The following is a 19,581-nucleotide window of genomic DNA, read 5'->3' on the forward strand; positions in this document are numbered from 1 at the left end:
GCAAACGCTGTGACCCGTGCCGGTCGTCCGTCCGGGCTCGTGCGGGGGCTTGTCCCGTCCCTCCTCCGCGATCTAGGGTCTGCCGGAGTGCAAGCGCTTTCTAAAGGCCGGGGTGGGCACACCGGCGGCCCCGGAGCGCGGGCCGCCCGTCGCCGTCCGAGGAGGACCGCATGTCCCCACGCCCCGCCCGCCGCCGCGTCGCCGTGGTCGGTACCGGTGCCATCGTCACCGGCAGCCACCTGCCCGCGCTCGCGGCCCACGCCGACCGCGTGGAACTGGTCGCCGCCGTCGACGTGGACCCGTCCCGGCTGGACGCCTTCCGGCGGAGCGCGGGGGGTCACGTCGCCGGCTACACCTCGACGGGCGCGATGCTGGACGCCGTACGTCCCGACCTGGTGCTCATCGGCACGCCGCCGTCCCTGCACCGGGAGCAGGCGGTGGCCGCGCTCAAGGCCGGTGCCTGGGTGCTGTGCGAGAAGCCGCTGTGCCTCTCGCTCGCCGAGTACGACGACATCGCGGCGGCCGAGGAGGCGTCCGGGGCGTACGCCTCGGTGGTCTTCCAGCACCGGTACGGTTCGGGTGCCGCGCACGCCCGGGAGCTGATCGCGCGCGGCGAGCTCGGCGCACCGCTGGTCGCGCACTGCCAGACCACCTGGCACCGCGACGCCGCCTACTACGCGGTGCCCTGGCGCGGGCGCTGGGCCACCGAGGGCGGCGGCCCGACGATGGGCCACGGCATCCACCAGTACGACCTGCTGCTGCACCTGCTCGGTCCCTGGCGGGAGATCCGGGCGATGGCCTCACGCCTGGTCCACGACACCGAGAGCGAGGACGTGTCCACGGCCCTGGTGCGGTTCGCGAACGGCGCCCTCGCCACGGTCGTCAACAGCGTGCTCTCGCCGGACGAGGTGAGCCGCGTCCGCGTGGACTGCGCCGACGCCACCGTGGAGCTGACCCACCTGTACGGGCACCGCAACGACGACTGGACCTACACCCCGGCCCGGCACGTCGACCCCGCACGCGCCGCCGCCTGGCGCACGCCGCCGGCGGACGTCCCCAGCTCCCACACGGCGCAGCTCGGCGCCGTGCTGGACGCCTGGGACGCGGGCACCCGGCCGCCCGGCAGCGGCGCGGAGGCCCGGGGCACGCTGGAGTTCGCCGCCGCCCTGTACAAGGCGGCGTTCACCGGGCGGCCGGTGCTCCGGGGCGAGATCGCGCCCGGCGATCCCTTCCACGCGGCCATGCACGGCGGCCACCCCGACTGGGCTCCCCGGGGGCGCGCGTGAGCACCCTGAGCGTCAGCCACACCCACGGCGACCACATCGCCGTCACGGCATCGAACGGCACCGAGATCCTCCGCTACGTCTACCGTCCCGACCCGGAGGCCTTCGAGTCCCGCAAGCCCTACGCCCATCCCGTACGCACCCTGGCCGGGCACACGGTCACCGGGTACCGGCCGAACGACCACCGCTGGCACAAGGGCGTGCAGATGACGGCCAGTCACCTGTCCGGCCAGAACTTCTGGGGAGGCAACTCCTACGTCCACGGCGAGGGCTACCGGCCCCTGCCCGAGCGCGTCGGCTCCATGCGGCACGACGGCTTCCCGGACCTCACCGCCGGCGACGACCGGCTCGACGTCACCGAACACCTCACCTGGGTGGCGAACGGCGGTGCCGAGTGGGCGCGGGAGGAACGCGGGCTCGCCGTCCACTCGGTCGACGAGGACGCCGGCGCCTGGTCCCTGGACTGGTCCATCCGCCTCACCAACATCCGCGCCGAGCCGCTGGTCTTCGGCTCGCCGACCACCGCGGGCCGGGACATGGCCGGCTACACCGGCCTCCAGTGGCGCGGGCCCCGCGACTTCACCGCCGGCACCGTCTTCGCCCCGGGGGCCGGTGCGGGCGCCGAGAAGCTGATGGGCACCCAGGGCCCCTGGCTCGCGTTCACCGCCGAGCGCGACGGGAGCGACGGCCACTCCACGCTCGTCTTCGCGCACGCGCCGGAGAACCTGGACGAGCGGAGCGCGATCCACCCCTCGCACTGGTTCGTGCGGGCCACGCCGGTGCCGACGGTCGCGTTCTCCTGGGCGTTCTTCGAGGAATTCGAGCTGCCGCCCGGCGAGTCCTTCGCCTACCGCTACCGTCTGGTGATCGCCGACGGGGCGTGGGACGGCGACCGGGTCGGCGCCTACCTGGAGGACCTGCCGTGGTGAACGCCGCCCCTCGCGGGCGCCGCGGCCCGTCACGGTCCAAGAGTTAACGACCCGTTGGGGCGGCGGAGGTGTGAAGGGGTGGCCGAGATGCGCATCATCTTGACATGAACCTGCGGTCCGAGTGGCGGGCCGCAGCCTCGTGGAGGTGTGGAATGCACCGCAGACTCGCCACCGGACTCGCCGCCTCGGCCCTGGCCGTTACCACCGTCGTCGCCACCGCCGCGACCGCCGACGCCGCCCCCGCCGACAAACCGCAGGTGCTCGCGGGCTGGACCCAGACCAGCGCGTCGAGCTACAACGCCTGGACCGCCGCACGGGCGAACCAGTCCGCCTGGGCCGCGTACGGCTTCGACTGGACCACCGACTACTGCTCGACCTCGCCCGACAACCCGTTCGGCTTCCCCTTCAGCACCTCCTGCGCACGGCACGACTTCGGCTACCGCAACTACAAGGCCGCGGGCTCCTTCAGCGCGAACAAGTCCCGTCTCGACAGCGCCTTCTACGAGGACCTCAAGCGTGTCTGCGCCCGGTACGGCGGGGCCACGAAGACCGCCTGCACCAGCACGGCCTGGACGTACTACCAGGCGGTGAAGGCGTTCGGCTGACGGGCGCGTTCCGAACACGGGCAGACCATCAGCCGGTGCTCGCGCGCGTACCAGCTGACAGTCTGTGCGCATGCGTGCCTTCACCGCGCGCAGCCCCCGTGCGCCGCCGGTGTCCCGAACCGCTCGCCGACGACGGAGACGGCCTCGGGGCCGGTCGGCGAGTCCGTTCAGGAGGAGTTCACCCGTGATCGACGTGACGCACCAGATCGACTCCGTACGCCGGCAGGTCGGCACGCGCGCCTTCAAGGCGGGTGAGGCACGCGTCCTCACGGTGGCCCGGACCTACGGCACCCCGCTCGACGACCTGTGGAACGCCTGCACCGACCCCCGCCGCATCCCGCAGTGGTTCCTCCCGGTCTCCGGCGATCTGCGGCTCGGCGGGCACTACCAGCTGGAGGGCAACGCGGGCGGCACGATCGAGAGCTGTGAGCCGCCCAGGAGCTTCGCCGCCACCTGGGAGTACGGCGAGGAGGTCAGCTGGATCGAGCTGCGGCTGACGCCCATCGAGGGCGGCACCCGCTTCGAGCTGGAGTACCTCGCCCATGCCGACGACGAGCGGTGGGCCGCATTCGGTCCCGGCGCGGTCGGCATCGGCTGGGACCTGATGCTCGTCGGCCTCACCATGTACCTGTCGAGCGGCGGCACCCCGGTGGACCCCCAGGAGGTGGCGGCCTGGTCAGCCTCGGACGCGGGCCGGGAGTTCGTGCTCGCCAGCGGCGAGGCCTGGTACGGGGCCGACGTGGCGAGCGGCACCGATCCCGCGTCGGCGCGCGCGAAGGCGGACCGGACCGCCGCCTTCTACACGGGAGAGGGCTGAGCCACCGAGCGGACCGTCCGCAGACCGGGCACGGAAACGGCCGCGGCCACCGCCAGCGCGGCGGCCGCCCCGGCGACGCCCAGGACGGCGCCGGCCACCACGTCGCCCGGATAGTGCACGCCGGTGTGGACACGGGAGTACCCGACGGCCGTCGCCAGCGCGCCCAGGGGCGCGGCGGCCGCCGGCAGGACCACGCCGACCGCGGTGGCGAACGCGACCGCCGAGGCCGTGTGACCGGACGGGAACGACGCCGACGCCGGCATGGGCACGTGCCGGTCGACGCTCACGCGGGCCGCCTCGCGGTCGGGCCGGGGCCTGCGCACCAGACGCTTGCCGAGCAGGTTCGCGGCCGCGGAGGTCACGGCCACCGCCCCGACCCCGACGAGCGCGGCGCCGCGGGCCCGCGCACCGCCCAGGGCGAGGACGGCGGCGATGCCGAGCGAGATTTTCGCATGGTCGGCGGCGTGGGACAGCCGCCGCAGGGACCGGTCCAGCGTGGGCGTGTGCGTGGCGGCCACCGCCGCGTACAGCGCACCGTCCACGGCACGCAGATCGCTAAGCACGGCGTCGAGGGCACGGCGGCGGGGACGTGCCGGCTCCGCGTGCGGTGCGAGCGGGCCGCTCGTGTCACCGTCGGCGTCGGTCGGTTCGGTCATGGGCTCCTGCTCCGTGAGGCGCCGGCCGCTCCGGGCACGGCCGGAGGGAGGGCCGTGCCGTCACGTACGGTCGGTGCGGCCGTCCGCGGGTCCCGGGGGCGGGACCTGTCTGCCGGACCAGCCTCCTCCGTGTCCGGTCCCGCGGCGCTCCGGCGGCACCCGTCCGGGCGAGTGCGCACGGCCCGCGGGTGAGTCTCCCTGCGCGCCCGGGAACGGGGTGAGGGCGGGCCCCGCGGCCCGCCCTCACCCCGTTCCGTGAGCGTGTCAGTTCGCGGCCTCGAAACCGCGCAGTCGCAAGCTGTTGCCGACGACGAAGACCGAGGAGAAGGCCATGGCCGCACCGGCGAGCATCGGGTTCAGGAGCCCGGCGGCGGCGAGCGGGAGCGCGGCGACGTTGTAGGCGAAGGCCCAGAAGAGGTTGGACCGGATGGTGCCCAGCGTCCTGCGGGCCAGCCGGACGGCGTCGGCGGCGGCGCGCAGGTCGCCCCGGACGAGGGTCAGATCGCCGGCCTCGATGGCGGCGTCCGTCCCGGTGCCCATGGCCAGGCCCAGGTCGGCCTGGGCGAGCGCGGCGGCGTCGTTGACCCCGTCGCCGACCATCGCGACCGAACGCCCCTCGCCCTGCAGGCGCTTGACGACGTCGACCTTGTCCTGCGGCATGACCTCCGCGACGACGTGCTCCGCGTCGATGCCGACCTCCCGGGCGACGGAGGCGGCGACGGCCTTGTTGTCGCCGGTCAGCAGGATCGGGGTGAGGCCCAGCGCCCGCAGCCGGGTGACGGCCTCGGCACTGGTGTCCCTGACCGCGTCGGCGACCTCGAGGACCGCCCTGGCCTCGCCGTCCCAGGCCACGGCGATCGCGGTGCGGCCGGCCGTCTCCGCCCCGGCCTTGGCACGGGCCAGGTCCGCCGGAAGGCTCATGGCCCACTCGGCGAGCAGCTGTTCGCGGCCGACGAGGACAGCGTGGCCGTCGACGACGCCCTGCACGCCGAGTCCGGCGACGCCTGCGAAGTCCTCGGGCGCCGGCAGCGTGCCCAGCTTCGCCAGGGCGCCGTCGGCGACGGCGCGGGCGATCGGGTGCTCGGAGGAGTGCTCCAGCGCGCCCGCCAGCCTCAGCACCTCGGACTCCTCGGTGCCGGCGGCGGTGTGCACGGCGAGCAGGGTCATGCGGCCGGTGGTGACGGTGCCGGTCTTGTCCAGGACGATGGTGTCGACCTTGCGGGTGGACTCCAGGACCTCGGGTCCCTTGATGAGGATGCCGAGCTGGGCGCCGCGCCCGGTGCCGACCATCAGCGCGGTCGGCGTGGCCAGGCCCAGCGCGCAGGGGCAGGCGATGATCAGGACGGCGACGGCGGCGGTGAACGCGGCGGTCGGTCCGGCGCCGTTGCCGATCCAGAAGCCGAGCGTGGCCAGCGCCAGGGCGATGACGACCGGGACGAAGACCCCGGAGACGCGGTCGGCGAGCCGCTGGGCGGCCGCCTTGCCGTTCTGCGCGTCCTCGACCAGCCTCGCCATCCGTGCCAGCTGCGTGTCGGCGCCGACCCGCGTGGCCTCGACCACCAGCCGGCCCCCCGCGTTCAGGGTGGCCCCGGTGACGCCGTCGCCCACGCCGACCTCGACCGGCACCGACTCGCCGGTGAGCATCGACGCGTCCACGGCCGAGGCGCCCTCCACGATCGTGCCGTCGGTGGCGATCTTCTCGCCGGGACGCACCAGGAAGCGGTCACCGGCCTTCAGGTCCGCGACCGGGAGCCGCTCCTCGCGGCCTTCCCTGATCACGGTGACCTCCTTCGCGCCCAGCTCCAGCAGCGCCTTCAGGGCGGCGCCGGCCTTGCGCCTGGAGCGGGCCTCGAAGTAGCGGCCGGCCAGGACGAACGCCGTCACCCCGGCGGCGGCCTCCAGGTAGATGTTCCCGGAACCGTCACCGCGGGCGATGGTCAGCTCGAAGGGGTGCGTCATGCCCGGTGTGCCCGCGGTACCGAGGAACAGCGCCCACAGCGACCACAGGAACGCGGCCGAGGTGCCGACCGAGATCAGTGTGTCCATGGTGGCCGCGCCGTGCCGGGCGTTGGTGAACGCGGCCCGGTGGAACGGCCAGGCGGCGTAGGTGACCACGGGCGCCGCCAGGGTCAGCGACAGCCACTGCCAGTACTCGAACTGCAGCGCCGGCACCATCGCCGTCGCGACGACCGGAACGGCCAGCACGACCGCGGTCACCAGCCGCTGCCGCAGTGGCCGCAGTTCGTCCGCCTCCTCGGAGCCCGCCGTGCCCGGTCCGGGCTCGGTCCGTACCGGCTCGGGCCCGCGGGCCGTGTAACCGGTCGCCTCGACCGTGGCGATCAGCTCCGGGACGGACACGTCATCGCTGTAGTGGACCTTCGCCTTCTCCGTCGCGTAGTTGACGGTCGCGGTGACCCCTTCCATCCGGTTCAGCTTCTTCTCGATCCGGGCGGCGCACGAGGCACAGGTCATCCCGCCGATGGCGAGTTCGACCTCGGCCTGCGCACTGGTCGTACTGGTGGTCATGACGGCTCCTGTATGCGGGGTCTTGGGCCGCGACCCGGGGGACCGGGCTCCCCGGCCTCGGTACGGGGTGGGGGTATGGCCCTGTCGCGGGACTCATGTATACCCCCCAGGGGTACAGGAAGCAACTCCCTCCAGCGCTTGACCAAGTACCCCCCAGGGGTATGCTGAGGTGCAGGAAGCGGCGTCCGCAGGAGCCGGGCGCCCGGCTACGGAGGAGACGACCGCCATGCGTACGGGAACGAACACCGGACTGAGGATCACCGCGTTCACCGCCGCACTCGCCGCGACCTTCGGCACGGCGTACGGCGTGGGCAGGGTCGTCGACCCGGTGGTCGCGGAGGCCCCGCCGGCCGCCCACGACGAGCATGCCGAGCCGTCGGCGGACCCGGGCCGGGGCGGCCACACGGGTCATGGGAGCGAACCGGCCGGTGGTCTGCAGATCTCCGAGAACGGCTACACGCTCGACCTCGCCACCCCGCGCGTCACCGCCGGTCGGCGCACCGAACTGCGCTTCACCGTCCGCGACGGCGACGGCCGGGCCGTCACCGCGTACCGGAGCGAGCACGAGAAGGAGCTGCACCTCATCGTCGCCTCACGCGACCTGGCCACCTACCGCCACCTGCACCCCACCCGCTCCGCCGACGGCACCTGGAGCACCCCCGTCGACCTGCCCCGCGCGGGCGGCTACCGGGTCTTCGCCGACTTCACCCCGGCCGGCAAGGGCGCCGAGAACCTCACCCTCGGCGCGGACCTCGCGGCGGGCGGCAGCCACCGGCCCGCGAACCCGCCGGCACCCGGCAACACGGCGCGGACCGACGGTTACCGGGTCGACCTCACCGGGTCCCTGACCCCCGGCAGGGCGGGCGAGCTGAAGCTGAGGGTCTCCCGCGACGGCGCACCCGTCACCGACCTCCAGCCCTACCTCGGCGCCTACGGCCACCTCGTGGCCCTGCGCTCCGGGGACCTCGCCTACCTGCACGTCCACCCGAACGGCGAACCCGGCGACGGCACCACGAAGCCCGGCCCGGAGGTCTCCTTCACGGCCACCGCGCCCAGCACCGGGACCTACCGCCTCTTCCTGGACTTCCGGCACGAGGGCCAGGTCCATACCGCGGCGTTCACCGTGCGGGCCGGATCGGCGCCCGCCGCACGGGAGACGGCACCCGCCGCCACGCCGGAGCACGCCGACGGCCACACCCACTGACGGACCGCCTACGCCAGGACGACCCGGACCCCCGCCTCCTCGAACCGCCGGACGGTCTCCGGGTCGGCCGCGCCGTCCGTGACCAGCGTGTCCACCGACTCGGCGGCGCAGATCCGCGCGAACGCCCGCCGGCCCAGCTTGCTGGAGTCGGCGGCCACCACCACGCGCTCGGCGCGCTCGCACAGCAGCCGGTTGATCGCGGCCTCCGCCTCGTCGTGCGCCGCGGCACCGTGTGCGACGTCGAAGGCCACGACGCCCAGCACCGCCATGTCGAGCGTGACCTGGCCGAGCACCCCGTCCGCCAGCGGCCCGATCAGCTCGTACGACTGGGCCCGGGCCACCCCGCCGGTCACCACGATCTTGAACTGCGGCCGGACCGCGAGCTCGTTGGCGATGTTCAGCGCGTTCGTGACCACCGTCAGCGCCGGCGTGCCGGAGGCCAGGTCGGCACGCACCGCCAGGGCGCGCGCCACCTCGGTGGTGGTCGTGCCCCCGGTCAGGCCCACCGCCTCGCCCGGCGCGACCAGCGCCGCGACGGCCTGCGCGACGCGCTGCTTCTCCGAGGCCCGACGGGCGGTCTTGTAGCGCAGCGGCAGCTCGTACGACACCCCGTGCACGACCGCGCCCCCGCGCGTGCGCACCAGCATCTGCTGCTCCGCCAGCCGGTCGAAGTCGCGGCGGATCGTCGCGGCCGACACCTCGAGTTCGGTCGCCGCCTCCTCGACGTCCAGGCGGCCGCGCTCGACGAGGAGCTCCAGCAGCGCCTTCCAGCGGGCGTCGCGCGACATCCGCGCCTCCGTTCCTCGATCCACCGGACGACCCTAACGCACGGACCTCCTGCGCCGATTTGCTTGATAGTGCTCGAAAGTTCGCTGTACCTTGCAGAAACAATCAAGCGAGCCAGGTCCGCTCAAGGACCGACCGGGAGTGTGCGGCATGACGTACGTCGAGGACGAGCTCAACAGCCAGCCCGAGTGCTGGACACGCGCCGCCGCGGAGGCGGCCGGGCACGCGGCGGCGCTGCCGGCGACGGGGGAGCGAGTGGCCGTCGTCGGCTGCGGCACCTCGTACTTCATGGCGCAGTCGGCGGCCGCGCTGCGCGAGGAAGCGGGCCTGGGGGAGACGGACGCCTTCGCCGCCTCCGAGTTCCCCTCGGGCCGCGCCTACGACCGTGTCGTGGCCCTCACCCGCTCCGGCACCACCACCGAAGTGCTCGACCTGCTCGGTGCGTTGAAGGGCCGTACGCGCACCGTCGCGCTCACCGCGGACCCGGACACGCCGGTCATGGCCGCCGCCGACGACGTCGTCGTCCTCGCGTACGCCGACGAGCGGTCCGTCGTGCAGACCCGGTTCGCGACCACCGCCCTGACCCTGCTCCGCGCCCACCTCGGCCTGCACACCGAGGCCGCGGTCGCCGACGCCCGCACCGCACTCGCCGCCGGGCTGCCCGAAGGGCTCGTCGACTGCACCCAGTTCACCTTCCTCGGCCGCGGCTGGACGGTGGGACTCGCCAACGAGGCCGGGCTGAAGATGCGCGAGGCCTCCCTGTCCTGGACCGAGGCGTACCCGGCGATGGAGTACCGGCACGGCCCGATCAGCATCAGCACCTCGGGCACGGCGACCTGGATGTTCGGCGAGGCCCCGGACGGACTGGCCGAGCAGGTCCGGGACACCGGCGCGCTGTGGGTGGCCGCAGGCCTCGACCCGCTCGCCGAACTGGTCCGCGCCCAGCGGCTCGCCGTCGCCGTCGCCGCCTCCCGCGGCCTCGACCCGGACCGCCCCCGCCACCTCACCCGCTCGGTGATCCTCGCCCCCTGACGCCCGCCCGACACCCGAGACCGGGACGGTCCGGGGAAGGAGACTCCGTGCCCCTCGCCACCACCGGCGACCTGATCGGCCGGGCCGCCGCCGCGCGCTCCGCCGTCGCCGCGTTCAACGTCATCACCCTGGAGCACATCGAGGCCGTCGTCGCCGGCGCCGAGTCCGTCCGGGCGCCCGTCGTGCTCCAGGTCAGCGAGAACGCGGTGAAGTTCCGCTACGGCCGTCTGCTGCCGCTGGCCCGTGCCGCCGTCGCCGCGGCCGAGGCCGCCGCCGTGCCCGTCGCCCTCCACCTCGACCACGTCCAGAGCGACGGCCTGCTGCGCCAGGCCCCGGACGCCGGATTCAGCTCCGTGATGTACGACGCCTCCCGGCTGCCCTACACGGAGAACCTGGCCGCGACGCGGGCCGCCGCCGACTGGGCCCACGCCCAAGGACTGTGGATCGAGGCCGAGTTGGGGGAAGTGGGCGGCAAGAACGGCGAGGCGCCGCTCGACGCGCACGCACCCGGCGCCCGCACCGACCCCGCCGAGGCCCGTGCCTTCGTCACCGACTCCGCGGTGGACGCGCTGGCCGTCGCCGTCGGCAGCAGCCACGCCATGACCACCCGCACCGCCGCCCTCGACCACGACCTGCTCAAGGAGCTGTCCGGAAGACTGGACGTGCCGCTGGTGCTGCACGGCTCCTCCGGCGTCCCGGACGGCGAACTCGCCGCGGCGGTCGCGGGCGGCATCGCCAAGGTCAACGTCGGCACCGCGCTCAACATCGCCATGACGGGCGCCATCAGGGAGTACCTCGCCGCCCACCCGGACGCCGTCGACTCACGCCGCTACCTCACCGTGGGAAGGGAGGCCATGGTACGGACCGTGGCGGCGCTCACCCGCCTGGTCACCGGCACTACCGCTTGACGGCCTTCAGCACCACGAACTTGCGGTCGCCGGCCACCAGCCGGCTGTTGCCGAACAGCCGGCGCAGCTTCACGTGGTAGCCGAGGTGCCGGTTGCCGACCACCCACAGCTCACCGCCGGGGCGCAGCACGCGCTTCGCCCCGGTGAACATCCGCCACGCGGTGGCGTCGGTCGTGGCCTGATGGGAGTGGAACGGCGGATTGTTGAGCACCAGGTCCACACTGCCGTCCGGCACCCCGGCCAGTCCGTCGCCGACCCGGAACTCGGCATGCCCCGGCGCCCCGTTCGCCTTGTACGTGGCCTCGGCCGAGGCCACGGCCTGGAACGACTCGTCGGTGAACAGCACCTCGGCACCGGGATCGGCCAGCGCCACGGCCGTGCCGACCACGCCGTTGCCGCAGCCCAGGTCCACGACCCGCCGGGCACCCCGGCCGTCCGGCAGGTGCTGGAGGAAGAACCGGGTGCCGATGTCGAGCCGGTCCGCGCAGAAGACCCCGGCGTGGTTGACGACCGTCCGGCCGGAGAGCACGCCGATGCCGTCGGGGAGCGGGTAGCTGAGCGGCCACGGGCTGGCGGGCCGTGCCGCCGCGGGGTCGGGCGTGCTGAAGACCAGCCGTGCCTTCTTCTCGGCGAGCGAGGTGCGGGTCGGGCCGACGATCCGCTCGAACAGCGCGAGCGTCGAGGTGTGGATCTCCTTGACCATGCCGGTGCCGACGACGACCGTGCCCTCGTGGACGGCGGGCGCCAGCCGCAGCAGCTGGTCCTCCAGCAGCGCCAGGCTCTTCGGCACCCGGACCAGCAGCACGTCGATCCGCCCGGGGGGCGGGTCCTGCGTGGTGAGCAGCCGCACCGAGCCGGGCGCCACGCCGTTGCGCGCCAGGTTGGCGCGGGTCGCCTCCTGGGCGAGGTGGGAGTCGGTGATCTGCACCGGCCGGTGCGCCGCCAGCGCCGTCACCAGCGCCCCCCACCGGTCGCCGACCACCACGACCGTGCCGGACAGCGGGACCTCCCGGTCCGCGAGATGCCGGAGCAGGTACTCGTCGGAGGCGTCCCAGGCGCGCAGCCGGTCGCGTGGATCCTCGGGGAAGCGGGCCAGTGCGTGCTCGCCCCACGGAGTCGTCATACGGTCGCTGCGGTCGTTCATCGTGCGTCCAGGCTAGCGGAGCCGCAGCTCGGGGCCGGATCGGGCGGCCGGGCGGGGCGGTCGGGGAGGATGGAGCCATGGACGCCGAGCTGTTCCCGAGGGACCGGACCGAGGTCGCCCCGGGCGCCGTGCACCTGCCGGACTGGCTGGACGCCGGCCGGCAGCGCGCGCTGCTGCGGGCCTGCCGGGAGTGGGCCCGCCCTCCCGCCGGGCTGCGCACCGTCCGCACCCCCGGCGGCGGCACGATGACCGCCCGGCAGGTGTGCCTCGGCCTGCACTGGTACCCGTACGCCTACGCCCGCACCGTCGTCGACGGCGACGGCGCCCCGGTGAAGCCCTTCCCGGCCTGGCTCGGCGACCTCGGACGCCGAGCGGTGACCGACGCGCTGGGCCCGGAGGCGGCAGCGGCGGCGGACTACGACATCGCGCTGATCAACTTCTACGACGGCGACGCCCTCATGGGCATGCACCGCGACGCCGACGAGCGGGCGGACGCGCCCGTGGTCTCCCTGAGCCTCGGCGACACCTGCGTCTTCCGCTTCGGCAATTCCGACGCCCGCACCCGCCCCTGGACCGACGTCGAGCTGCGCAGCGGCGACCTGTTCGTGTTCGGCGGCCCCTCCCGGCTCGCGTACCACGGGGTGCCCCGGGTGCACCCGGGCACCGCGCCGCCCGAGTTGGGGCTCACCGGGCGGCTGAACATCACCCTGCGGGTCAGCGGCCTTCAGGCACCCCGGGCTGGCTGCCCGTAGGTGCGCGGCCGGCGGATCATGGGAGACTCCCCCTCATGAGCGGCAAGGCGGACCCCCGGCCGGCGGGGGAAGGGACCACCTCGAGGACGCGGCTGGACCGGGGGCGCGGCGCGCTCGGACCCGCGTTGGAGCTCGTGCACACCGGACGTGCCCCCACCCGGGCCGTCCTCACCGCCGAACTCGGCGTGACCCGGGCCACGGCCGGAGCGGTCGCCGCCGAACTGGAGGCACTCGGCCTGATCCGGGTCGACGCCCGGCCCGGCGCGGCGGCCGGTTCGCAGGGCCGTCCCTCGCACCGGCTCGCGGTCGCCGAGGAGGGTCCCGTCGCCCTCGCCGCCCAGGTCCACGCGGACGGGTTCCGCGCCGCCCTGGTGGGCCTCGGCGGCCGGCTCGTCGCCACCGCGCCCGGCTGCGAGGTCGTCGACGCCGATCCGGCGAAGGTGCTCGGTTCCGTCGTCGAGGCGGGCGCCGACCTGCTGCGGCAGACCGGGCGGCGCTGCGTCGGGGCGGGACTCGCCGTGCCGTCCGCCGTCGCGGAGCCGGAGGGCCTGGCCCTGAACCCGCTCCACCTGGCCTGGCCGGCCGGCGCCCCGGTTCGGCGGATCTTCGCCGAGCAGGTGCGCGCCGCCGGCATCGACGGACCCGCCTTCGCGGCGAACGACGTCAACCTCGCCGCCCTCGCCGAACACCGGCACGGCGCCGGACGCGGCGCCCGCGACCTGCTCTGCGTCGCCACCGGCCACCGGGGCGTCGGTGGCGCGCTGGTCCTCGACGGCCGCCTGCACAGCGGCAGTTCGGGTCTCGCCCTGGAGGTCGGCCACCTCACCGTCCATCCCGAGGGCCGCCCCTGCCACTGCGGCAGCCGCGGCTGCCTGGACGTGGAGACCGACCCGCTCGCCTTCCTCACCGCGGCCGGACGCGAGCCCGGCCCAGAGGTGTCCCTGCTCCAGCAGTCCAACGACCTGATCCGCGGCCGGTACGAGGACCCGGCCGTCCGCACCGCCACCGAGGCCCTCATCGACCGCCTCGGCCAGGGCCTGGCCGGCCTGGTGAACATCCTCAACCCGGACCGGATCATCCTCGGCGGACTGCACCGCACCCTCCTGGACGCCGACCCGGAGCGGCTGCGTGCCGTCGTCGCCGACCGCAGCCTGTGGGGGCAGAGCGGCAGCGTGCCGATCCTGCCCTGCACCCTGGACCACAACAGCCTGGTCGGCGCGGCCGAGTTGGCGTGGCAGCCGGTGCTGGACGACCCGCTGGGGGCGCTGGCCTAGGCACCGGCCGGGGCCCGGGTCCGGCGGGGCAGGGGCCGCCTCAGGGGGTGGGCCGGTCGCCGCCGCCCGGGATGTGGCCGAGGTCGACCACGCAGAACCGGTTGCCGTCCGGATCGGCGAGGACGACGAAGTCGGGGTCGGACGGGTAGCGGTCCCAGTCGACGGCCTCGGCGCCGAGCCCGATCAGCCGACGCACCTCGGCCTGCTGCTCCTGCGCCGAGTCCGTGAACAGGTCCAGGTGCAGACGGGGACACGGTTCGACCGGGGAGTCGCTGCGCATCACGGCAAGGGCCCGGCCGCCGTCGGCGTGCTCGAGCGTCCGCCAGGTCTCGCTCGCCCGCTCCTCACTGGCGACCAGGCCGAGGGCTGACGTCCAGAACGCCACCGCGCGCGGCACGTCCGTGACACCGATGACAGGGAACCCGAGTCTCAACATGGGCCGAGCCTACGGCTCTTCCCGACGGCGCCGCCCTCCGGGTCACCGGCCGAGACGGGTCAGCGCGGTCAGCACGGGAGCCGCTCCGTCCTCGCCGGCGAGACGGTCGGCGATGCGGCCCGTACGGGCCCGGTACGACGGGTCGCCGACGGCGCGGCGCAGCGCGTCGGCGAGGACGGGCGCGGTCAGCCGCCGGTGCGAGAGGCAGGTGGGCGCGCTGCCCAACGCGACGAGCCGGGAGGCCCAGAAGTACTGGTCGAGCTGACCGGGCAGCGGTACGGCCGGCACGCCCGCCCTGAGCCCGGCCGCGGTGGTGCCGGCGCCCGCGTGGTGGACCACGGCGGCGGTGCGGGGCAGGAGCCAGTCGTGCGGCACCTCGGAGACGGTGAGGATGTCCTCGCCCTCGACGTGCAGCCCGCTCCAGCCCGACTGCACGATGCCGCGCAGCCCCGCCATCCGCAGAGCCTCGGCGACCAGGGCGCTCAGCCCCTTCGCGTCGGTGCCCGCGAGGCTGCCGAAACCGATGAGGACCGGCGCGGGGCCCGCGTCCAGGAAGTCGGCGATCCGGCTGTCGGGACGCCAGCCGCTCGGACTCGGTGGCCACCAGTAGCCGCAGACGCGCAGTTCCGCGGGCCAGTCCCGTGGTCGCGGCACCACCACGGGACTGAAACCGTGGTAGATGACGTCGCTGCGCGGGGCACGGCCGGTCACGCCCCGGCGGCGCGGCGGCAGGTCCAGTTGCCGGCGCAGCCCGGCCACGGCCGGCGCGAACGCATGGCTGGTGAGCGAGCGCAGGGCGTGCGAGGCCAGCAGGTTGCCCCGCGCCCCGAGCGAGCGGCAGCCGCCCAGCGCGAGCGGCGCGAACGCCCCGGTGGGTGCCGTCGGCTGCAGGTAGGCGCCCAGGCAGGGCACTCGCATGGCCTCCGCGACGGGCCGGCACAGGGGGTCGGCGAGGGCCGAGGCGAGCAGGACGTCCGTACCCTGCCGCACCGCTTCCAGCACACCGTCCGTCAGGCGGGGCAGAAACGACTGGAAGTACCGCAGTGCGCGGCCCAGCTTCACCGGTGCGGTCGCGGCGCGTGCCAGCCGGCTGCCGGCGGGGGACTGCAGCTCGTGCCGGGGATCGGCCGCGAGCGGGTGGTGGTGGAGCCCGTGCGCCGTCACGGCTCCGGCGAACCGCAGATGGGTGGCCAGGGTCACCTCGTGACCGGCCTCCCTCAGCCGCAGCCCCAGCCCGAGGAACGGAGCGACGTCTCCCCAGGTGCCCACCGTGACGATCAGAACGCGCATGCAACGGAGTATGTCCACGCGAGGTGCTTCCTCGGTGGCGCCGCGTCGACACGAACGCCCGGGTCCTCCCCACTGACGGCCCCGCCCCGGCGCGGACAGGTCCACCCGTCCCGGCCGCGTACCGGAAGAGGGGGATGTCGACCGGCCCCCACCGGCCGGGACGAGGACGCGGGGAGCAGGCGCGGCCCGCCGTCCTGCTCCCCGCGCGGTACGCGCACTGCCGCCGGCCGTACGACGACCCGGACCCCCCGACGGGGCGACGCTCGGAAGCGACACAGGACATCGCCACCGAGGAGCTGGACGACATGCAGACCCTGGCACACTTCGCCGACGGCGGGCCCGGCCCGTGGATCCTTCTCTTCCCGCTGATCTGGGCACTGGTCATCGGCGGCGGCATCACCCTGCTGCGCCGCACGGTGTGGCGCGGACGCCGCGGCCCCTGGCGCCCGCCGGCCGTCGAGGACGACTCGCCCATCGCCGTACTCGGCCACCGCTTCGCCTCCGGCGAGATCGACGAGGACGAGTACTGGCGCCGGCTGTCCGTGCTCGACGAGCAGTTCGGCCGGACCGGCAAGAGGGGTGCGGCATGACCACGACGACCGTCACCCGGGCCGCCGCCCGGGTCGTCGACGCCGTGAAGGTGTACGGCGGTGGCGACACCGCCGTACGCGCCCTGGACGGGGTCAGCGTCGACTTCGAGGCCGGCCGCTTCACCGCCATCATGGGGCCGTCGGGCTCGGGCAAGTCGACGCTGATGCACTGCGCCGCCGGCCTCGACACCCTCACCTCGGGCGCCGCCCACATCGGCGACACCGACCTCAGCACCCTCGACGACCGCCGGCTGACCCTGCTGCGCCGCGACCGCGTCGGCTTCGTCTTCCAGGCGTTCAACCTGGTCCCGACGCTCACCGTCGCCGAGAACATCACCCTGCCCCTCGACCTCGCCGGGCGGCGCGGCGACGCCGAGTGGGTCGACGCGCTGATCGACGTCGTCGGACTGCGCGACCGCCTCCACCACCGGCCCGCCGAACTCTCCGGCGGCCAGCAGCAGCGCGTCGCCGTGGCCCGCGCCTTCGCCGGACGGCCGGACGTGGTCTTTGCCGACGAGCCCACCGGCAACCTCGACTCCCGCTCCGGCGGCGAGGTGCTGGGCCTCCTCGGCCGCACCGTGCGGCAGACGGGCCGCACCGTCGTCATGGTCACCCACGATCCCGTCGCCGCCGCGCACGCGGACCAGGTCGTCTTCCTCGCCGACGGACGGCTCGTGGACCGCATGGAGTCCCCGACCGCCGACACGGTCCTGGACCGGATGAAAGCCTTCGAGGTGCCGTCATGAACACCTCCGTCCGCCTGAGCGTCTCCTCCCTCAGGGCCCACAAACGGCGCTTCGCCGGAACGTTCCTCGCCGTCTTCCTCGGGGTCGCCTTCCTCACCGGCACCCTGGTCATGGGGGACACGCTCCGCGCCAGCTTCGACACCCTGTTCGGCAACGCCACCAGCGGCACGGACGCCGTCGTGCGCAGCGCCGACGCCATCACCACCCCCGGCGAGAGCCAGGGCGTACGGCAGCCGGTCGGCACCGACCTGGTGCGGAGGGTCGAGAAGGTGCCCGGCGTCGCCGCCGCCGCGCCCAGCATCCAGGGCGCCGGCCAGCTCGTCGGCGCGAACGGCGACCCGGTCGGCGGCCAGGGCCCGCCCACCCTCGCCGGCAACTGGATCACCGACCCCGAGCTCAACCCGTACCGTCTGGCCGAGGGCCGTGCACCGCGGGCGTCCGGCGAGGTCGTCGTCAACCGGGGCGCCGCCGAGAAGGGCGGCCTGGAGATCGGCGACACGACCGTCCTGCGCACCCCCGACCCCGTCCCGGTCACCGTCGTCGGCCTGGCGACCTTCGGCGGCGAGGACGGCATGGCCCAGGTGACCTTCACCGGAATGACCCGCGCCGACGCGGAGAAGTACCTCACGGCGCGGCCGGGCGAGGCCGCGAGCATCCAGGTGCGGGCCGGTCCCGGGGTCGGGCAGCAGGAGCTGGTCGACCGGCTGGCTCCCGTCCTGCCGAAGGGCGTCGAGGCCATCACCGGGCAGGAGGCCGCCCAGGAGAACACCGACATGATCTCCAGCCAGTTCCTGACCGTCTTCACGACCTTCCTGCTCGTCTTCTCCGGGATCGCCCTGCTGGTCGCGACCTTCTCCATCCACAACACCTTCGCCATCGTCGTCGCCCAGCGCACCCGTGAGAACGCGCTGTTGCGCGCCCTCGGAGCCTCCCGGCGCCAGGTCACCACCGCCACCCTCGCCGAGGCGGCCGTCGTCGCCGTGACCGCGTCCGCGGCCGGACTCGCCGGCGGCATCGGCATCGCGGCCGGACTGCAGGCACTGTTCCCGGCGATCGGCTTCCCGTTCCCCGACGGCGCCCTCGTGATCAGCGTCCTGTCGATGCTGCTCCCGCTCGCCGTCGGCGTCGTCGTCTGCCTCGGCTCGGCCCTCCTGCCGGCCGCCCGGGCCGGCCGCACCGCGCCCCTGGCCGCGCTGCGCGAGACCGCCGTCGACACCTCGGGCGCCTCCCGGACACGAGCGGTCACCGGAGCGGTGCTGATCGCGCTCGCCCTCGCGGTGACGCTGAGCGGCGTCCTGCTCTCCCCGTCCGTCTGGCTCGCAGGAGCCGGCGCCGTCCTGGCCCTCGCCGCGTTCGTGGTCCTCGGCCCGGTCGCCTCCTCCACCGCCGTCCGCGTCCTCGGCGCCCCGCTCGACCGGATGCGCGGTGTCACCGGCGCCCTCGCCCGGCGCAACGCCCTGCGCAGCCCCAAGCGCACGGCGGCCACCGCGGGGGCGCTGATGATCGGCGTGGCCGTCGTGTCGCTGTTCACGGTGTTCGGCGCCTCGCTCAAGGCGACCATGGACCAGACCGTGTCACGGTCCTTCGCGGGCGACGTCGCCGTCAGCGCACCGTCGTTCGGCGCGGGCGGCAGCGGCCTCAGCCCGAAGCTGGCCGGTGAGGTGCAGCGGCTGCCCGAGGTGGACACCGCCGTCGGGCTCGGCCGGGGAGTGGCGGAAGTCGACGGCGAGGGACGGGCGTTGACCGTCACCGACCCCGTCGCACTGGAGCGCACCTTCGACCTCGGCACGGTCCGCGGCTCGCTCGCCACCCTCGGCTCCGACGGCATCGCCGTCACCGAGAGCGAGGCGGACGAGCAGGGCCTGGCCACCGGTGACACGGCACGGCTCACCTTCACCGACGGCCGGAGCGAGAACTTCACCGTCCGCGCGGTCTACGGGCAGTCCGAACTCGCCGGTGACTACGTCATCACCCGCGCCGCCTGGGCGCCGCACCGCACCCAGGACTCCGACACCCTGGTCGCCGTCTCCTTCGCGGACGGCGTGAGCACGGACGCGGGCAGGGCGGCGGTCGATAAGGTCGCCGACCGCTACGGCAACCCGGAGGTGCAGACCCGGGAGGAGTACGCGCAGTCCTCCGCCGGTGGCATCGACATGATGCTCACCCTCGTCTACGCGCTGCTCGCCCTCGCGGTCCTCATCGCGCTGCTCGGCATCGCGAACACACTGACGCTGGCGGTCCACGAGCGCACCCGCGAGCTCGGCCTGCTCCGCGCCGTCGGGCAGACCCGCGCCCAGCTGCGGGCCATGGTCCGCTGGGAGTCGGTCCTGGTCGCCGCCTTCGGCACGGTCGGCGGCCTCGTCCTCGGCGCCTTCCTCGGCTGGGTGCTCGTGGAGGCCTCCGACGGTGCCTCGGACAGCGCGTTCGCCTTCGCCGTGCCGCCCGTGCAGCTCGCCGTGGTGGCCCTGGTCGGTCTCGCGGCCGGTGCCCTGGCCGGACTGCGCCCGGCCCGTCGTGCGGCCCGCCTGGACGTGCTGCGGGCCATCGCCACGGAGTAGCTCCGCACCGCGGCGCGCGCCGGGCGGGTGATGTCCCGCCCGGCG

Annotated in this window: 18 protein-coding genes; 12 read left to right on the forward strand and 6 right to left on the reverse strand. The window is 74.6% G+C overall.

Annotated features, from left to right (window positions below; all coding sequences use genetic code 11):
- Positions 1-170 precede the first annotated feature (170 nt).
- From ACGF3H_RS24645 to ACGF3H_RS24660, 4 genes are all read left to right on the forward strand, one after another.
- On the forward strand, positions 171-1,286 hold the full coding sequence (locus tag ACGF3H_RS24645) for a Gfo/Idh/MocA family oxidoreductase (protein WP_362487270.1): 1,116 nt from the start codon (positions 171-173) through the stop codon (positions 1,284-1,286).
- Positions 1,283-2,212, forward strand: a complete 930-nt coding sequence (locus tag ACGF3H_RS24650; protein ID WP_362487268.1) for a PmoA family protein — start codon at positions 1,283-1,285, stop codon at positions 2,210-2,212. Before ACGF3H_RS24645 ends, ACGF3H_RS24650 begins: the two co-directional genes overlap by 4 nt.
- A 152-nt stretch (positions 2,213-2,364) precedes the next feature.
- Positions 2,365-2,817 carry a phospholipase gene (locus ACGF3H_RS24655; RefSeq protein ID WP_362487266.1) on the forward strand — a complete coding sequence of 151 codons (453 nt, stop codon included), beginning with the start codon at positions 2,365-2,367 and terminating at the stop codon, positions 2,815-2,817.
- A gap of 184 nt (positions 2,818-3,001) precedes the next feature.
- The gene (locus ACGF3H_RS24660) at positions 3,002-3,634 is read left to right on the forward strand and encodes an SRPBCC family protein (RefSeq protein WP_362487264.1); all 633 of its coding nucleotides are present in this window, start codon (positions 3,002-3,004) and stop codon (positions 3,632-3,634) included.
- Here ACGF3H_RS24660 and ACGF3H_RS24665 read toward each other — a convergent pair.
- Both ACGF3H_RS24665 and ACGF3H_RS24670 read right to left on the reverse strand, forming a co-directional pair.
- Entirely contained in the window at positions 3,616-4,290 is a 675-nt protein-coding gene (locus ACGF3H_RS24665) for a phosphatase PAP2 family protein (RefSeq protein ID WP_362487263.1), read from the reverse strand. The two genes, ACGF3H_RS24660 and ACGF3H_RS24665, sit on opposite strands and share 19 nt — an antisense overlap.
- Before the next feature lie 264 nt (positions 4,291-4,554).
- Positions 4,555-6,816, reverse strand: coding sequence for a heavy metal translocating P-type ATPase (locus tag ACGF3H_RS24670; RefSeq protein WP_362487261.1), 2,262 nt, complete (start codon positions 6,814-6,816; stop codon positions 4,555-4,557).
- Positions 6,817-7,042: 226 nt separating this feature from the next.
- Here ACGF3H_RS24670 and ACGF3H_RS24675 point away from each other — a divergent pair, with 226 nt between their 5' ends.
- A complete protein-coding gene (locus ACGF3H_RS24675; protein WP_362487260.1) occupies positions 7,043-8,020 on the forward strand; it encodes a hypothetical protein in 978 nt (325 codons plus the stop codon).
- Positions 8,021-8,028: 8 nt separating this feature from the next.
- On the opposite strand, the gene ACGF3H_RS24680 is transcribed toward ACGF3H_RS24675, so the two are convergent.
- Entirely contained in the window at positions 8,029-8,808 is a 780-nt protein-coding gene (locus tag ACGF3H_RS24680; RefSeq protein WP_362487855.1) for a DeoR/GlpR family DNA-binding transcription regulator, read from the reverse strand.
- A gap of 148 nt (positions 8,809-8,956) precedes the next feature.
- Here ACGF3H_RS24680 and ACGF3H_RS24685 point away from each other — a divergent pair, with 148 nt between their 5' ends.
- Together ACGF3H_RS24685 and ACGF3H_RS24690 are read left to right on the forward strand one after the other, a co-directional pair.
- The gene (locus ACGF3H_RS24685; protein ID WP_362487258.1) at positions 8,957-9,838 is read left to right on the forward strand and encodes an SIS domain-containing protein; all 882 of its coding nucleotides are present in this window, start codon (positions 8,957-8,959) and stop codon (positions 9,836-9,838) included.
- A gap of 47 nt (positions 9,839-9,885) precedes the next feature.
- Positions 9,886-10,746 carry a ketose-bisphosphate aldolase gene (locus ACGF3H_RS24690; protein WP_362487256.1) on the forward strand — a complete coding sequence of 287 codons (861 nt, stop codon included), beginning with the start codon at positions 9,886-9,888 and terminating at the stop codon, positions 10,744-10,746.
- Here ACGF3H_RS24690 and ACGF3H_RS24695 read toward each other — a convergent pair.
- The gene (locus ACGF3H_RS24695) at positions 10,736-11,869 is read right to left on the reverse strand and encodes a methyltransferase (protein ID WP_362487853.1); all 1,134 of its coding nucleotides are present in this window, start codon (positions 11,867-11,869) and stop codon (positions 10,736-10,738) included. The two genes, ACGF3H_RS24690 and ACGF3H_RS24695, sit on opposite strands and share 11 nt — an antisense overlap.
- A gap of 98 nt (positions 11,870-11,967) precedes the next feature.
- Between ACGF3H_RS24695 and ACGF3H_RS24700 the strand changes: the two genes are divergently transcribed.
- On the forward strand, positions 11,968-12,642 hold the full coding sequence (locus ACGF3H_RS24700) for an alpha-ketoglutarate-dependent dioxygenase AlkB (RefSeq protein WP_362487254.1): 675 nt from the start codon (positions 11,968-11,970) through the stop codon (positions 12,640-12,642).
- Between the two features lie 35 nt (positions 12,643-12,677).
- The gene (locus ACGF3H_RS24705) at positions 12,678-13,916 is read left to right on the forward strand and encodes an ROK family protein (protein WP_362487252.1); all 1,239 of its coding nucleotides are present in this window, start codon (positions 12,678-12,680) and stop codon (positions 13,914-13,916) included.
- 40 nt (positions 13,917-13,956) lie between these two features.
- On the opposite strand, the gene ACGF3H_RS24710 is transcribed toward ACGF3H_RS24705, so the two are convergent.
- Positions 13,957-14,352, reverse strand: a complete 396-nt coding sequence (locus ACGF3H_RS24710) for a VOC family protein (RefSeq protein ID WP_362487250.1) — start codon at positions 14,350-14,352, stop codon at positions 13,957-13,959.
- A 42-nt stretch (positions 14,353-14,394) separates the two neighbouring features.
- Positions 14,395-15,642: a glycosyltransferase gene (locus ACGF3H_RS24715; RefSeq protein WP_362487248.1), complete on the reverse strand. Its 1,248-nt coding sequence runs from the start codon at positions 15,640-15,642 to the stop codon at positions 14,395-14,397.
- Positions 15,643-15,947: 305 nt separating this feature from the next.
- On the opposite strand from ACGF3H_RS24715, the gene ACGF3H_RS24720 reads away from it, so the two are divergent.
- Genes ACGF3H_RS24720 through ACGF3H_RS24730 form a run of 3 tightly spaced genes read left to right on the forward strand, consistent with a single transcriptional unit; the run spans position 15,948 to position 19,536 of the window.
- Positions 15,948-16,232: an SHOCT domain-containing protein gene (locus tag ACGF3H_RS24720; protein WP_362487851.1), complete on the forward strand. Its 285-nt coding sequence runs from the start codon at positions 15,948-15,950 to the stop codon at positions 16,230-16,232.
- Positions 16,229-16,978, forward strand: a complete 750-nt coding sequence (locus tag ACGF3H_RS24725; protein WP_362487246.1) for an ABC transporter ATP-binding protein — start codon at positions 16,229-16,231, stop codon at positions 16,976-16,978. The genes ACGF3H_RS24720 and ACGF3H_RS24725 overlap by 4 nt, the downstream gene beginning before the upstream one ends.
- Positions 16,975-19,536 (forward strand): ABC transporter permease, encoded by a 2,562-nt coding sequence (locus ACGF3H_RS24730; RefSeq protein ID WP_362487244.1) that lies wholly within the window; start codon positions 16,975-16,977, stop codon positions 19,534-19,536. The genes ACGF3H_RS24725 and ACGF3H_RS24730 overlap by 4 nt, the downstream gene beginning before the upstream one ends.
- Positions 19,537-19,581: the final 45 nt, after the last annotated feature.

It is taken from the genome of Streptomyces sp. NPDC048185, from assembly GCF_043202495.1.
Lineage (GTDB): Bacteria > Actinomycetota > Actinomycetes > Streptomycetales > Streptomycetaceae > Streptomyces.